This is a genomic window from Saccharomonospora sp. NB11 (assembly GCF_015910535.1).
GTDB lineage: Bacteria > Actinomycetota > Actinomycetes > Mycobacteriales > Pseudonocardiaceae > Saccharomonospora.
The window spans coordinates 124,619-138,621 of the sequence record NZ_JACBJG010000013.1 but is presented as its reverse complement, the minus strand read 5'-3'; the positions used below and the strand labels follow the sequence as shown (position 1 = coordinate 138,621).

The 14,003-nt window shown below is 67.6% G+C and carries 20 protein-coding genes; 10 read left to right on the top strand and 10 right to left on the bottom strand.

Annotated elements, in window-relative coordinates; translation table 11 throughout:
- Positions 1–169 precede the first annotated feature (169 nt).
- Both JAV51_RS18265 and JAV51_RS18260 read right to left on the bottom strand, forming a co-directional pair.
- Entirely contained in the window at positions 170–1,135 is a 966-nt protein-coding gene (locus tag JAV51_RS18265; RefSeq protein ID WP_197321964.1) for a glutamate ABC transporter substrate-binding protein, read from the bottom strand.
- Positions 1,135–2,529, bottom strand: coding sequence for a hypothetical protein (locus JAV51_RS18260; RefSeq protein ID WP_197321963.1), 1,395 nt, complete (start codon positions 2,527–2,529; stop codon positions 1,135–1,137). The genes JAV51_RS18265 and JAV51_RS18260 overlap by 1 nt, the downstream gene beginning before the upstream one ends.
- Positions 2,530–2,701: 172 nt before the next feature.
- Here JAV51_RS18260 and JAV51_RS18255 point away from each other — a divergent pair, with 172 nt between their 5' ends.
- From JAV51_RS18255 to JAV51_RS18245, 3 genes are read left to right on the top strand one after another with little or no spacing between them, the layout of a single operon-like run.
- A complete protein-coding gene (locus JAV51_RS18255) occupies positions 2,702–3,112 on the top strand; it encodes a thioesterase family protein (RefSeq protein ID WP_197321962.1) in 411 nt (136 codons plus the stop codon).
- Positions 3,113–3,168: 56 nt separating this feature from the next.
- Positions 3,169–3,534, top strand: coding sequence for a hypothetical protein (locus tag JAV51_RS18250; protein WP_197321961.1), 366 nt, complete (start codon positions 3,169–3,171; stop codon positions 3,532–3,534).
- On the top strand, positions 3,527–3,955 hold the full coding sequence (locus JAV51_RS18245; RefSeq protein WP_197321960.1) for a hypothetical protein: 429 nt from the start codon (positions 3,527–3,529) through the stop codon (positions 3,953–3,955). Before JAV51_RS18250 ends, JAV51_RS18245 begins: the two co-directional genes overlap by 8 nt.
- Positions 3,956–3,961: 6 nt before the next feature.
- Here the strand turns inward: JAV51_RS18245 and JAV51_RS18240 are convergent, their stop codons facing one another.
- From JAV51_RS18240 to JAV51_RS18225, 4 genes are all read right to left on the bottom strand, one after another.
- Entirely contained in the window at positions 3,962–4,345 is a 384-nt protein-coding gene (locus JAV51_RS18240; protein ID WP_197321959.1) for a hypothetical protein, read from the bottom strand.
- 319 nt (positions 4,346–4,664) lie between these two features.
- Complete coding sequence (locus JAV51_RS18235; protein ID WP_197321958.1) at positions 4,665–5,015, bottom strand: hypothetical protein; 351 nt, start codon at positions 5,013–5,015, stop codon at positions 4,665–4,667.
- 28 nt (positions 5,016–5,043) lie between these two features.
- Positions 5,044–5,940, bottom strand: coding sequence for a M56 family metallopeptidase (locus tag JAV51_RS18230; RefSeq protein WP_197321957.1), 897 nt, complete (start codon positions 5,938–5,940; stop codon positions 5,044–5,046).
- Complete coding sequence (locus JAV51_RS18225) at positions 5,937–6,329, bottom strand: BlaI/MecI/CopY family transcriptional regulator (protein WP_197321956.1); 393 nt, start codon at positions 6,327–6,329, stop codon at positions 5,937–5,939. The genes JAV51_RS18230 and JAV51_RS18225 overlap by 4 nt, the downstream gene beginning before the upstream one ends.
- 178 nt (positions 6,330–6,507) lie before the next feature.
- Here JAV51_RS18225 and JAV51_RS18220 point away from each other — a divergent pair, with 178 nt between their 5' ends.
- From JAV51_RS18220 to JAV51_RS18205, 4 genes are all read left to right on the top strand, one after another.
- Entirely contained in the window at positions 6,508–6,759 is a 252-nt protein-coding gene (locus JAV51_RS18220; protein ID WP_197321955.1) for an N-acetyltransferase, read from the top strand.
- 162 nt (positions 6,760–6,921) lie between these two features.
- Positions 6,922–7,593 (top strand): hypothetical protein, encoded by a 672-nt coding sequence (locus tag JAV51_RS18215; RefSeq protein WP_231642575.1) that lies wholly within the window; start codon positions 6,922–6,924, stop codon positions 7,591–7,593.
- A 30-nt stretch (positions 7,594–7,623) separates the two neighbouring features.
- Positions 7,624–7,971, top strand: coding sequence for a hypothetical protein (locus JAV51_RS18210; protein WP_197321954.1), 348 nt, complete (start codon positions 7,624–7,626; stop codon positions 7,969–7,971).
- Positions 7,972–8,127: 156 nt separating this feature from the next.
- Positions 8,128–8,649 carry a hypothetical protein gene (locus JAV51_RS18205; RefSeq protein ID WP_197321953.1) on the top strand — a complete coding sequence of 174 codons (522 nt, stop codon included), beginning with the start codon at positions 8,128–8,130 and terminating at the stop codon, positions 8,647–8,649.
- Between the two features lie 82 nt (positions 8,650–8,731).
- Here the strand turns inward: JAV51_RS18205 and JAV51_RS18200 are convergent, their stop codons facing one another.
- A complete protein-coding gene (locus tag JAV51_RS18200) occupies positions 8,732–8,932 on the bottom strand; it encodes a DUF397 domain-containing protein (RefSeq protein ID WP_197321952.1) in 201 nt (66 codons plus the stop codon).
- Positions 8,929–9,774: a helix-turn-helix transcriptional regulator gene (locus JAV51_RS18195; RefSeq protein ID WP_197321951.1), complete on the bottom strand. Its 846-nt coding sequence runs from the start codon at positions 9,772–9,774 to the stop codon at positions 8,929–8,931. The genes JAV51_RS18200 and JAV51_RS18195 overlap by 4 nt, the downstream gene beginning before the upstream one ends.
- A gap of 132 nt (positions 9,775–9,906) precedes the next feature.
- Here JAV51_RS18195 and JAV51_RS18190 point away from each other — a divergent pair, with 132 nt between their 5' ends.
- On the top strand, positions 9,907–10,152 hold the full coding sequence (locus JAV51_RS18190) for a zinc finger protein (protein ID WP_005466824.1): 246 nt from the start codon (positions 9,907–9,909) through the stop codon (positions 10,150–10,152).
- Complete coding sequence (locus tag JAV51_RS18185) at positions 10,149–10,505, top strand: hypothetical protein (RefSeq protein ID WP_197321950.1); 357 nt, start codon at positions 10,149–10,151, stop codon at positions 10,503–10,505. The genes JAV51_RS18190 and JAV51_RS18185 overlap by 4 nt, the downstream gene beginning before the upstream one ends.
- Before the next feature lie 395 nt (positions 10,506–10,900).
- On the opposite strand, the gene JAV51_RS18180 is transcribed toward JAV51_RS18185, so the two are convergent.
- Together JAV51_RS18180 and JAV51_RS18175 are read right to left on the bottom strand one after the other, a co-directional pair.
- Positions 10,901–11,155, bottom strand: a complete 255-nt coding sequence (locus JAV51_RS18180) for a Prokaryotic metallothionein (RefSeq protein ID WP_197321949.1) — start codon at positions 11,153–11,155, stop codon at positions 10,901–10,903.
- Between the two features lie 77 nt (positions 11,156–11,232).
- Positions 11,233–13,308, bottom strand: coding sequence for an efflux RND transporter permease subunit (locus tag JAV51_RS18175; protein WP_197321948.1), 2,076 nt, complete (start codon positions 13,306–13,308; stop codon positions 11,233–11,235).
- A 131-nt stretch (positions 13,309–13,439) separates the two neighbouring features.
- On the opposite strand from JAV51_RS18175, the gene JAV51_RS18170 reads away from it, so the two are divergent.
- Positions 13,440–13,913 carry a MarR family transcriptional regulator gene (locus JAV51_RS18170; RefSeq protein ID WP_197321947.1) on the top strand — a complete coding sequence of 158 codons (474 nt, stop codon included), beginning with the start codon at positions 13,440–13,442 and terminating at the stop codon, positions 13,911–13,913.
- Positions 13,914–14,003: the final 90 nt, after the last annotated feature.

The following is a 14,003-nucleotide window of genomic DNA, read 5'->3' as shown; positions in this document are numbered from 1 at the left end:
GGCCCGGGTGGGCCTGGGAACCGGTGTGCGGCGCAGCGTGCCGGGGTGTCTGCCCTGGCTGCACCGGCGTCGAGAACGTCTCCGGCTGCGCCGTCGGACCGCTGGCCTCGTCCGGCGCGGCATGCCGAGGACGGCGTGGCTCATCCGACACTGCTACCTCCGAAGTGTGTCACCGGTACTTGGGCTGGGGCGGCGAGGCCGGACCCAGGTCCTCGCGCAACCAGCGGTTGTAGCTCTCCTGCCACGCGCCGCCGCGGACGCGTTCGAGCACGGAGTTGACGTACCGGACCATGTCCTCGTTGCCCTTGGGGATGCCGATCCCGTAGTACTCCTCGGTGAACCGGTCACCGACGATCTTCGTGCTGGTCCGGTCCTGCGCCCGCATACCCGCGAGGATCGTGTCGTCGGTGGAGATCGCCGCCACCTGCCCCTGCTGGAGCAATACCAGGCAGTCGGACCAGTCGTCGACCGCGACCGGCACGGGCTCGGCCTTGCTGGCGGCGATGTTGATCAACGACGTCGAGTCGTGCGTCGCGCACACCCGTTTGCCGCCGAGGTCGGACAGGTCGCGAACCGTGGAGTCGGCGCTCACGAGCACCCGCTGTCCCGCCACGTAGTAGACGGACGAGAAGTTGATCTGTTCCAGTCGCTCGCAGGTGATCGAGAACGTGCGGACGACGATGTCGACCTCGCCGTTCTGCAGCGCCGAGATCCGCTGCGCCGACGAGATGGCCTTGAACTTCACGGCCTTCGGGTCGCCCAGCAGCGACCGGGCGACCTCTCGGGCGATGTCGATGTCGAACCCGTGGAGGTCACCGGTCTCCGGGTCGGAGAAGCCGAACAGGAACGAGTTCTGGTCGACACCCACGACGAGGTGACCGCGCTCGCGGATCTTCGCCATGGTCGACGACGGCGCGATCTGCGAGCTCGGCGACAGGCTCGCGGTCGGGTCGCAGCTCTCGTCCCCCGCTTCGGAGGTGTCGAGCTGCGGGTCGATCTCCGTGTTGGCAGGCGTCGGGTACTCGACCGAACCGACTGGTGCCGGGTCGACAGGTTCGGTCACCGTCGAGCACCCCGTCACCACGACCAGCAGTGACGCGAGCAGTCCCACGTGGAGCCGGGTTCGGGTCCTCATCAGCGATACTCCCGCAGCCGTTCGCGAATACCGAGTGTGGCGCCGAGCGCGGCGATGATCGACAGCAGCGCGTACGCCGGGGCGAGCAGAGTCAGCGCGTTCGCACCGGCGGAGGTGTCCTCCGCGAATGCGGTCCTCGCCGAGTCGATCGCGGTGGCCAGCTCGCTGTCGACGAGGTTGAACGCCGTGGCCGGGCTGTTCGGGTCTTTCTCGTCGATGGCCAGCAGCACCGCCTGCTGGTGTTCACCATTGCCGTCGAGTTCCCGCACCCGGTCGTGCGCCTTCAGCCAGTCGGCGGCGTGGTCGGTGGCCGCGCGCAGGGTGGTCCCGGAGTCCGCCTCCTCGACGGCCTGCCGGAGCAGACCACCGCTGCCGTCCAGCCCGGCGAACCGCTGGAAGTGCTCCGCGAAGCCTTCCTCGTACTCCTCGCCGCCACCACGGGCCACCAGCGTCAGAGTCTCGTCGGCGCGGGCCTGCAACGCGGCGATCCGAGCACCGACCAGGCGGTCCGCCTGCTCGGTCTCGTCCCGGCCGCTGCCCACGAACACGCCTTGCACGACCAGCGCCACCACGGTCCACAACACCAGCAACGCCACCGCGCCCGACGACACGAGCAGCCCCACGTTGAACACGCGGTTGGTCCGCCGCTTGAGGTACACCTGCACGTAGGCGAGCGCGGCGATCAGTCCCACGAGCATCAGCGCGATGAACCACGGGAAGCTCGTCGCGTCGTCCTGCTCCTCGGCGAGCCGGTCGGCGTTGATCCGGTAGAGATCCTCGGCGGCGGGCAGGATCGTCGACCGCAACAGCTCGGAGGCCTCCCGCAGGTAGGCGGCCCCGACGGGGTAGCCCTGCCGGTCGTTGGCCTTCGCCGACGCGATCAGCCCGGTGTAGACCGGCAGTTGCCTGCTGATGACGTCGATCTGTTCGGCGGCCTCGGGGTTGCCCGCCGAGTCCGACGCCGCCTTCGCGAGCGCCGCGCCCGCCTTGGCGATGTCGGCGGCGTAGCGCTCCCTCAACGCGGCGGAATCGGTACCGGGCATCAGGAACGCCGTGGCGGCGGTCGCGTCGGCGTCCGACAGCGACCGGTAGACCTCCTGCGCGGCAGCAGCGAGGGGCTCACGGTGTTCCACCAGCGCGTCGACACTGTCGTCGCGCTGCTGCATGGACAAGGTGCCGACCAGGCCCGTGAGCAGCGACAGGACGACGAGTCCGACCACGATCAGCGACAGTCGGCCCGGTGTCGTGGCGGCCGACTTCGCCATGCCGCGCACGAGTTCCGCGGGAAGGTCCAGCACCGCGGCCAACCCGGACCGCGAGCCACGACCGCCCCCTGACAACTCCGAGCCGGCGGGTGCCATCTCCGAGCCGCCCCGCGGCACGGTGCTCGTCATCGCGTTCCTCCACCCAGTCTCGGCACGCGCAAACCGTATCCGAGTCGCACTGTCCGTGAGCGCGGAGTCCGGGAGATGAACGTGGATCGTGCTGGTGCTGTGATCACGTCGGTCACGGGACGGCGCTGACGGCCCTCGCCCGACGGGGGCGGATCATGAGACTCTCCAGCACGTGAACTACGCGCATTGGGAGACGGTATCGACGCGGTGGAAGGACAACGACGTCTACGGGCACGTCAACAACGTCGTGCACTACGCCGTCATGGACACCGTGATCAACAACTGGTTGATCGCCGAAGGCGGTCTGGACATCCACGACGGCGGCGTCATCGGGTTGTGCGTCGAGTCGCACTGCAACTACCACGCCTCGGTCTCGTACCCGGAGAAGCTGGCCGTGGGACTCCGGGTCGGGCACCTCGGCCGGTCGAGCGTCCGCTACGAGATCGGCATGCACCGTGAGGACCGCTCCGAGCTGATCGCGCAGGGGCACTTCGTGCACGTCTTCGTGGACCGGGAGTCGCGGCGTCCGGTGGAGGTCACAGGGAAGCTACGTGAGGCGCTGACGACGCTGATGGTCAGCTGACGACCGCGTCGGGCCTCCCCGTATCCTACGACTGGTCGTAGACGTTGGGAGGGCCAGTGATCAGTGGGTTCGCCGTCGCGGTCGCGCTGTGCGCGCTCGTGGTCGCCGGGTGGAGCTTCGTGCTCGTCGCCGTGAACCGGCCCCCCACGCGATCACTGCTGTTCGGCCTCGGCGCCGTGGAGGCGCTCCTGGTCGTGCAGGTCGTGATCTCGGTGGCGCTGCTGATCTCGGGCGAGCGGCCGGGCAACCTGCTCACCTTCCTCGCCTACCTCGTCGGTGTGCTGCTGGTGCTGCCGCTGGGCACCGTGTGGGCGTTGGCCGAACGAACCCGGTCGAGCACGGCCGTGCTGGGCGTCGCCTGCATCACCGTGCCCGTGCTCGTCATGCGGATGTACCAGGTGTGGGAGGGCGCGAATGCCTGAGCGCGACCCCGAGCCGGGCACCTCGGCCCCACCTGCCACCGCGAGCGGGCCGGGACGGGTGCTGATCGCCGTCTACGCGATCTTCGCGATCGGTTCGACCTCCAGGGCCGTGGCCCAGATCGCCACCCGGTTCGACGAGGCCCCCGTGCCGTACACGCTGTCGGCCCTCGCCGCCGTCGTGTACGTGCTCGCCACCGTGGCGCTCGCGAAGCACGGCGTGGCGTGGTGGCGCGTCGCCGTGACGGCGTGCGCCTTCGAGATGACGGGCGTGCTGGTGATCGGCACTGCCAGCGTGCTGCTTCCCGACGCCTTCCCCGACGCCACGGTGTGGTCGAACTTCGGGATGGGCTACCTCTTCATCCCGCTGGTGCTGCCCGTGTTCGGGTTGCTCTGGCTGCGCCGGACCGCGCCGAGGCGCTGACGCGCGTCACCAGAAGACCGAGCCGCCGGGCTCGAACCAGATCACCAAGGTGGCGACGTAGCCCAACAGCAGCCACAGGAACACCCTGGCCTCCTTCGGCGACCACTGCTTGCGGCGCCACAGGAGCGCCGCAAGCACCGTCAGGGCGACACCGACCCCCAGCTTGAGCGCGCCCTGGAGAGGGTGGACGTCGTACTCGGAAGTCTCGGACGACGTCCACATCATCACCACACCCGAGATGAGCATGACGCCCAGGCTCAACGAGAGAAACATGCCTCCCGCCCAGTCCCGCCAGATCAGGTACGCCACGATTCCCACAACGAAGAAGCTCGAAGCAGTCAGGTGGAATATAAAGGCGGCTTCGTAGCCGATGGTGTAGTAGATCTCCACCGCGGCACGATACTGCCGACGGTGAGGCCGCGAATCCGGAAATTGGAATACGAACCGGTCGGCTCCAACAGCACGGCGACGGCGCCGACCAGCACGAACACGGACCGGATGGGCGAGCATCGCCACCCGCGTCCCCGTGCGGCGGACCGCCGCCGCCAGCTCCACCGACGATTCCACGAGGCGCCGACCAGGCCGAAACGCGACACTTCGACCCAGGCCGACTCACTTCACGTGGGAAGGCCCCCGAGAAGAGCGATATCGAAATCTCGGAAGCCGATGTCCGCCGCGTGCCGAGGACGCGCGCGGCCGGACGACGAACTCACCAGAAGACCGCCACGGCGACGTTGAGCAGCGTGAACCCGGCGAGCGCGTAGAACAGGCCCTGCGCCGTCCCCTTCGGCTTGCGCTGGAGGATGTGCGCCAGTACCAACACGATGACGGCGACACCGAGCTTGACGGCGATCTTGGTGTGGTTGATGTCGTTGTCCACGAGCCCGGCCGAGGCGATGCCCGTGAGCGCGAAACCGGTGATGACCTGGGCTCCCGCACCGGCCACGAGGACCATACCGCTCGGCCCGTTCGGCGCGGCGAGGCGCAGCACCACACCCGCGACGATCGTGGCCATGCCCAGGAGGTGCACGAGCACCAAGAAGTCGTAAACGATGTTCATGGCGGCAAGATACTACAAGTAGTAGTAACTACTGGAGTGGCAGGGCGAAGATGCTCGCCGACGTCACGAGCGCGACCCCGAGCAATCCCACCACCAACGGCCACACCAGCGGAAACGCCGTCGGCTCCGGCTGCCGCAGCCGACGAATGCGCGCGACGACGTGCGCGTCGGCCCCGGCGATGGCCAACGCCCCCGTCGGAGTCCCCGTGGCCCCGTTGGCGTGGAAACGCTCCAACGCACTCGCCAATGGCTCCCGGCCGTGCTGACGCGCGGCCCGATCGTCGGCACACATCTCGACGAGCAACTCGATCGTCGAGCACACCCGCGTCAGCAACCGGCTCGACGGCACCAGCCGCCGCAACGCCTGGAACGGCGCGAGCACGAGGTCGTGGCGCTCCCGGGCGTGAGCGCGTTCGTGGGCGAGGACGGCGTCAAGCTCCACCTTGCTGAGCAGCCGCCGCGCGCCCGCGCTCACCACGATGCGGGGATGCCGCCCGGGCACGCAGTAGGCCACCGCCACCGGGTGATCGACCACCAACGCCCCCGAATTCGGCTGCGCCACCAACTGCAACAGCAACCGGTGCCGCGCCCGCGCGCGTGCGGTGTCGCGGAAGCACAGGATCTGGTTCACCACGAGCCACGCCACGAGCAGCAGCCCGGCGGCCACCGCGGCCAGATGCCACAGATCCAGCTCGTGCCACCGCGAGGGCAGGTCCAGCAGCGAGGGGAACACCCCACGGCGGAACGGCGCCAGGCCGAAGCCGAACAACGCGCCCACCGAGGCCAGCACGAGCGTGAGGCCGCTCATCTGCCACAACACGAGCGCGGGCCGCGGATGGGCATGGGTCCAGCGACTCCGCAGCAACCACACCATCACCACGGCGGCGACGGCCGCCGCCGCGATCTGATGCCCGGCGAGTATCACGTCTGCTCGTCCTGCCGCTCGACTCCGGGAGTCTGCACCCCGCGAAGCAGCGCCTGACGCAGCGCGTCGGCCTCGTCACTGGTCACCGAATTGGCGAAGTGCACCAACGCCGACCCACGGTCACCGCTCAGCTCCAACGCCTCCAACATCAACTCCGCGACGTACGCCTCTCGCCCCGCCGCCGGCCGGTACAGCCACGCGCGGCCCTCACGACTGCGCTGCACGACTCCTTTGCCCGCCAAGCGGGTCAGGACCGTCATCACGGTGGTGTAGGCGAGCCCGCGGTCACCGAGCGCAGCATGGACGGCACGCACGCTGACGGGCTCGTCGCGTGCCCAGAGCACCTCCATCACCGCGCGCTCCAGTTCACCGAGCCTAGCCACGTCCACCCCTTCACTTGTCGCGTTCCGCCACCAGATTGAACCACGGCGGGACGCCGGTGAGTCAGCTCACTGAACGGGGTGGAGGGAGGTGTCAGCACGTGATCACCGTGGCGACCGAGGACTCCGACTCGCTCGTACGCGCACTCGCCGGATTGCACCGCGCCGTCACCGCCCGACAGGAAGCGTGACTCGGCGGGCCGGCGCGGACGGGGCGGACATCATCTACGTCCAGGACGTCTTCGTCCACCCGAACTGTCAACAACACGACCTCGGTCGCAGGCTCGTCACGACGCTGCTCGACCATTACCCCGGTGTCCGGCGGCGCGTCCTGCTCACCGACGCCGAGCCACGCCAGCGCGCGTTCTACGAATCACTCGGGTTCACCGAGGTCCACGACCTGAGACCGCCGCTGCGTAGTTTCGTCAGCTTCCGTTGAGCCTCCCCCGCGAGCGCGCAGGCCGGGACGGACGGAACTTCCACGCACGACGAAAGACCGTCCATACCCCTCCCTCCCGCAAGAGTGACGGTCTCCCAAAGAGCCGACCAACCCAGCGGCTCGATACGAAGATCGCCGCGCATTCGAGCATCTGGGGAGTCAATGTCGGTCAGTGACCTGGCCTCTGCGGTCGATCGTGTGCTGGCCCTGCGGCCGACACCTGCATTGCAGGAAGCGAGCGGCTGCCTCGACGAGGCCACGAACGTGCTCGGGACCATCGCTACCGGCAGCGCGGCGCCCGAACTTGCTGAGGCAGTCGATGGTCTGCTGCGAGCGCGCGAGGAACTTGCCCAGATTCAGCAGACGTGCAGCACGCTCGGCGAGGTTCTCGGGCGGTACCTGGCCGACATCGGGGTCGGGCGGTCGGACACCGCATCATCGACGGCGGCCCGGCCCTCGCCCACGACGCCACATGCCAAGCTCGTCGAGACTTCGAATCAGGCCCTGATCGCCGAGCTCCAGCGCCAAGGTCACAAGATCAGCCCGGAGCGCGTGGTGAGAATCGCGCGACTTCCGGACGAACGGGTCGTTTGGCTGGAGGAGGGTGACGACCGACGTGGCCTCCAGCACATCATCAAGAAGCATGGAGAAGATTTCGTTGGCTGTGGGATTCCGGAAAGCGAGGTCGTCGACCTGGTATTCAACGCATTGACAGAAGGACGAGAAATCGGCTACACAGCGACCGATCGGCCGGTCTACGAAGTTCGATACGGCCCCCCGAGTCCAACGCGTGGCCATTACTGTGAGCGAGAACGGATTCATCGTAGGAGCTAATCCGCTCTCTCCGAGGAGCAAGGTGAAGACATGGAAGAAACAGTAGTCAGCATCAAACTCATGTTCGACTGGCAGACAGGGCCGCTGTGGATAAAGACTGACCAGTACGCGATCAGCGATCCTTACTCTGCTGACGAGGCACTTGAGCTGGTCCAGCTCAGTGACGCACTCGCCACCGCTATCACCAAGTGGGACGAGCAAATGCAAGCAACCTACGACGGCCGAACTCACGAGAACCTCGGCTTCGCCGATCCCCAGGAAGAGAAGAGGTGGATCGAGGAAGGCAGAGAACTCGCACAACAATTGAAGAACGAGGTAGGCGCAGGCATCAGTGTGAAGTACGTACCGCTGATCGGCGATGCCGAAACAATGAGCTGAAGATTTTACCGTAATCGCCGAACACGATTGGGAACAGCCTGCCCATCCAACGCCACTGAGGGCGTGACCGCACCATGCTCGGCACCACCACCGTCGACCTCAGGGGATAACAAGCACCGCCGGCGAACTTCGAGCACACCGAAGTTCGTCCCCGACATGTCCGCAGCGTTCGACCCGACCACCAGCCAGGTAATCACGCCATCCCCGGAGTCCCCGAAGAGATGGCCTTGGATCGTGGCCGTCGTCGCCGCCTTCGCAGCAGGCGCCGCCACCACCATGGTTGTCATGAACGGGAGCAGTGACGAGAAGGAGACCGAACCCGCCCAAGAGGCCCTGTTCGAGAACAGCGAGAGCCCCACCACGTTCGTAGTGGAAGAGGAGCCCCCTCCACTCCCTTCACCCGAGGACTTCGCAATCGAGCTGCGGATTCTCAGCAAGCAGTGCTTCGGATCCGCCGACTGCAACGTCTCGTATTCCATCGAGCCCGTCTACCTGGGCAGTGAGCCGCTCGATGACGTCTCCGCCACGGTGACGTACGAGGTTTTGGGGGGCGACAGCGGACCTCAGGTCAACTCGTTCACTTTGGACGGCGATACGATCACGTACCGGGAGGAAGAGTTCATCTCGACTCCTTCTTCCTCTACCGAACTAAAGGTCGAAGTCACGGACGTCTTCTGAGCCAGGCGTGGCAGGCTTGGGCGGCCTCGCTTCCTCAGCGGTCGCGAGGAACGTGACCGCTGAGGAAGCGTCGGAAGGTTCGTCAGACGTCGAACTCGCCCGCCTTCACCCCTGCGACGAAAGCGCGCCACTCGCTGTCGGTGTACTTGACCGACGCTTCGTCGGGGCGCTTGGAATTGCGCACCTCCACACCGCCCTCGATGCGACGGAACTCGACGCAGTTGTCGGTCTGTGCGCTGAAACTCGACTTACGCCAAGGACCACCGCTAGCGGTCATCTTCATATTGTCGACTCCTTGGTGTCGATCACCTCGGCAATGAGCTTCGCGGAATCCTCCGCACTCATCGCCACCTTGCGAACCTTCTCGACAGCCGACCAATACACCTCGATGTCGGCTGGTTCATGCAGGAACAGCCCGGATATACGGTTTTCCAGGTGCACCACACCCGCGCCGTCCAGCGATTCCACCAACAGGAAAGGACCATCCAGCCCTGGATGCCAATCTGACTGCATCGGAATCACGCGCAAGTCAACATTGGGCCGCTCGGCATGTGCAAGCAAGGCATGCAACTGATCGACCATCACTGCGGCCCCACCGATGTCGGCGTGTAGCGCGGATTCTCCGATGAACGCGTCCAAACGCACTGGGTTTCGACGCGTGACGATCTCCTGTCGCCCAATCCGTACAGCGACGCGTGTGTCGATCTCACTCGCAGGGACGTCAGCTTCCCGCATGATCGCTCTCGCATAGTCGCCGATCTGCAACAACCCCGGTATCAGCAGCGTCGAGACCGTCGCGATGTAGGCGGCGGTGCGTTCGACTTCGAGCAGACCCGCGAGCTGCGGCTTCTGTTCGGGCATGCCGACGGACAACCAATGGGGACCGTCCGCGCCGCGTGCCAGTTCCACGAGTTGTTGCCTGACCTCGGCGGACGCCCCGACCTTGGCGAGGTACGCGGAGACGTCCTCCGGCTTCGGGGAGCGGTGGCCGGTCTCCCAGCGCGAGACGGTGGCGTGCGAGGTCTCCAGCATCGCGGCCACCTGCCGTACGCCGAGACCAGCGGCTTCGCGAGCCTTGCGTAGTTCGGCGCCCAACGCTCGCGCCTTCGGTGTGGTACCGGGCATGCACCAGAGGATACGCACTCGACCACGGCGTGTGATTGTCCCTCGATCGGTGCATTGACCCCGCGTGTCACCCACTGACACCGTGGTACCGCAACACTGGTACCAGCAGTACCGGAGAGATCGGAGGGCTCAATGCAGCGCTATCTCTGGCAACAGGCGGGCGGACGACGACACGTCTACGACACCGAGCGCGACATCGCCGCGCCCGGGCGTGCGTTGGTCGCTCTGTGCGGGGAGGTCGTCACCCCTACCGTCGACGACATCACGGGGCTGTGGCTCGATCGGACCTGCCTCGCCTGCGATCGCGAAGTACGCGTGCGACTGGGGTTTCCCGCCGACGAGATCCCGCCGGTACCGGCACTGGAGGGGGCGAAGTGATCAGCCCTGAGCCCTACGCGGTTCTCACCCGGCAACAGTGGCAGCTGCTCCACGACGCTCTCGCCGACCTGTGCAGCGCGTCGGGCGGACGCCACGAGGATCTTCACGATCTCGCCGTCGGTGTCCTGGAAACCAGTCGCCCCGCTCACTGGACGACGTCGATGGAGGACAGTCCCGCCCGACCACTGTGGTGCCGTGTCTACGAGATCATCGGCGCGCTCGGCCCTCTCGCCGACGCCGCCCCACACGACGTGCGCCAGATCCGGCGGCTCGGCGTGGAGGTGAAGTGGCTCGCCGAACACATGCGCGCCTTCCCCGACCCGGTGCGAAGCGCGGCGTGCGGCGATGTGTGACGGCCCTGCGCTCGGCCCTCTCGCCGACGACCGACCCACCGTCACGTTCCGGCGGCTCGACGACGTTCGTCCTGCCCGGCCTGCCCTGACGGCGGCCGACGCTCGTCACGCACTGCGGCACACCGGTTCACCGACGCTCGACGTTTTGCAGCGCGTCGTCGAAGGACTTCGGCGGCTGGCGTGACAACCCGACCGACGCCGTTGCGCCGACACAGCGGCGGGAAGTGCGGACTCGCGTGCGAACGGTGCGGACACACGTTCGTAGCCCGAGGACACGAGTGCACAGACCGAGGACACGAGTGCACAGACTGCGGACACGAGTGCGGGAAGCGCGGACACGCGTGCGCAGCCCGAGGACACGCCCGGCTGCCTCGCCGGGGCCGGGCCGGGGCGGGTCAGCTCGACGCCGTGACCGCGTCTCGGGCTTTCAGGCCCGAGTCCGTCGTCTCGCGGGCGCAGTGGGCGCAGCAGAAGAACCGGCCCTCGACCTCCACGCCGTGGCCGACGACCCGGCAGCCGCAGTGCTCGCAGATCGGCGCGAGCCGGTGGATGGCGCACTCGAACGAGTCGAACGTGTGCACCCCGCCTCCCACTGTGCGGATCTCGAACGTCATGTCGTAGTCGTTGCCGCAGACCTCGCACTGGGCCATGGCGGTCACCTCCGTGGGCTTTCCCGGGGACGGTCAGGCACCCGTAGGCATTCCCCTGCCCGTCCCCGGGAAACCGCTCACTCACCCGAGCGGGAGTCCTCCTTCTCCTCCGCCCGCGCCGGCGCCGAGGACGTCGGCTCGGCCTTCGCCAGCTTCGACGGCCACCAGACCTTCTTGCCGATGTCGATGGTCAACGCGGGCACCAACAGCGAACGCACGATGAGCGTGTCGAGCAGGACGCCGAACGCCACGATGAACGCGAGCTGCGCCAGGAACAGGATGGGCAGCACCGCGAGCGCGGAGAACGTCGCCGCGAGCACCACGCCGGCCGACGTGATGACCCCGCCCGTCACCGTGAGGCCGCGCAGGGTGCCCTCGTGGGTGCCGACCGACAACGCCTCCTCCCGCACGCGGGTCATGAGGAAGATGTTGTAGTCGATGCCGAGCGCCACGAGGAACACGAACGCGAACAGCGGCACCGCCGGGTCGGCGCCCGGGAAGTCGAACACGTGGTTGAACACGAGTGCCGACACGCCCATGGTCGCGGCGAACGACAACACCACCGTGGCGATGAGCAGCAGCGGCGCGATGATCGCCCGCAGCAGCAGCGCGAGCACCACGAACACCACGAGCAGCACGATCGGGATGATCACCGTGCGGTCGCGCTCGGACGTCGTCCGCGTGTCGAGTTGCTCGGCCGTCGACCCACCCACCAGGGCGTCCGCGCCGTCGACGGCGTGCACGGACTCACGCAGGCGCTCGACCGTGGCGATGGCCTCGTCGGAGTCGGCAGCGTCGGCCAGCGTCGCGCTGACGCGGACCAGTCCGTCGGCGGTCCCGGTGATCTCCGCGTTCGCCACGCCGGGCACGTCGGCGGCGGCGAGCACCTCGTCGGCCCGGGACTCGTCGGCGATCACCACGGCGGGCGAACCGGAGCCGCCCGGGAAGTGCCGCGACAGCACCTCCTGACCCGTGACCGACTCGACCTCGTTCAGGAAGATGTCGGACTCCGACGTGCCGCTCGCCTTCAGTTGCGGGACGAAGGCCACCCCGACGAGCAGTACGAGCGAGGTGAGCAGCCACACGGCGCGCGGCGCCTTGTCGACGCGCTTCGCGATCCGGCCCCACAGCCCGCCCGACTCCGGCGGCGCCGACCCCACCTTCGGCCGGAACGGCCAGTACGCGGCGCGGCCGACGAGCGCCAGAACAGCGGGCAGGAAGGTCATCGACGCCAGCACCGACGCGACGATGCCGATCGCCGCCACCGGTCCGAGTCCCTTGTTCGATTCGAGGTCGCTGAACAGCAGGCACAGCACACCCAGGATGACCGTGCCCGCCGACGCGACGACGGGTTCGACGGTCGCCCGCCACGCCTTGCGCATCGCCGCCACCCGGTCGGCCGTCGTGCGCAGCTCCTCGCGGTAGCGCGAGACGAGCAACAGCGCATAGTCGGTCGCCGCACCGAAGACGAGGATGAACAGGATGCCCTGGCTCTGGCCGTTGAGGCTGATGACGTCGGAGTCGGCGAGCACGTACACGAGCACGCTGGCGAGTGAGAGCGCGAAAACCGACGAAATCAGCACCAGCAGCGGCAGGAGCGGACTCCGGTAGACGATCACCAGGATCAGGGCGACCACCGCACCGGCGACGAGCAGCAGCAGTCCGTCGATGCCGCTGAACGCCTCCGACAGATCGGCGACCTGTCCGGCAGGCCCGGTGACGTACACGGCGAGGCCGTCCGGGCGGTCCTCGGCGAACATCGCCCGCATCCGCTCGACCACGTCACCCGGGTCACCGTTGATCGGCACGACGAGTTCCAGGGCCCGCCCGTCCTCCGACGGAATGGGAGGGGGTCCTTGCAGGGTGGTGTCCCAGCCCGCGACCTCCGCGCCCTTCTGCGCCAGGTACTGGTGGTCGTCACCCGTGATGCCGGAGCCCCGTTCGGCGACCACGATGGCGGGGATCGCCTCGGTGTCGGCGAATCGACGTTCCAGCTCGGTCACGCGGGTCGACTCGGCCGATTCGGGCAGGAAGTACGAACTGTTGTTCTCGGAGATGCTGCTCAGCTTGCCCGCGTACTGCCCGCCGAACGAACCGACGGCGAGCCAGACGACGATGAGCAAGGCCGGGACCAGCCATCGAGCCGTGCGCACAGTGTTCCAATCTTTCGATTATCGAAACGAACTTACGGACGGAATACTAAGGCCGGGCCCCGAGCACGGCGTTTCGGGCCCGGACCTGGGCTACCTCTAATGCCCCGAAGCGAGGGAAAGGACACATTGCGGTGAGCGGCGACACACGCGGGGTGGACGACAGCACGCTCGTCGGACACATCCGTGCGCTCATGATCGAGTCGAGCCGGTTCGTCAACGCCTTCGGCGACTCTCACGCCCTGCACCGCTCCGATCTGGCGGCTCTGGTGGCGATCATGGACGCGGCCGGTCGTGGCCACCCGCTCAGCCAGGGCGAACTCGCGACCCAACTCCGACTCAGCGCGTCGGCCACCACGTCGGTGCTCGACCGACTACAGGCGCACGTCGAACGCCGCCGGGACACCCGCGACCGCAGGCGGGTCGTGCTGCACATCCGCCCCTCGGCGCAGAAGTTGGGCTTCGAGTTGTTCGGCCCGCTCGGCATGGCGTACGCGCAGGCGTGGGCCCAGTTCGACGAAGACGAACGGCGCATCATCGCCCGGTTCCTCGCCGCGACCGTGGAGGCCACGAAGCACACCCGGCTCCAGCCGCATCGGGAGGACTGAGGCGTTCAGCCCTCGGCACGCTCGGCGTGCCATGCGCGTAGGCCGCGGACACACGTGCGCAGCGTGCGGACACGCGTGCGAGAGGTGCGG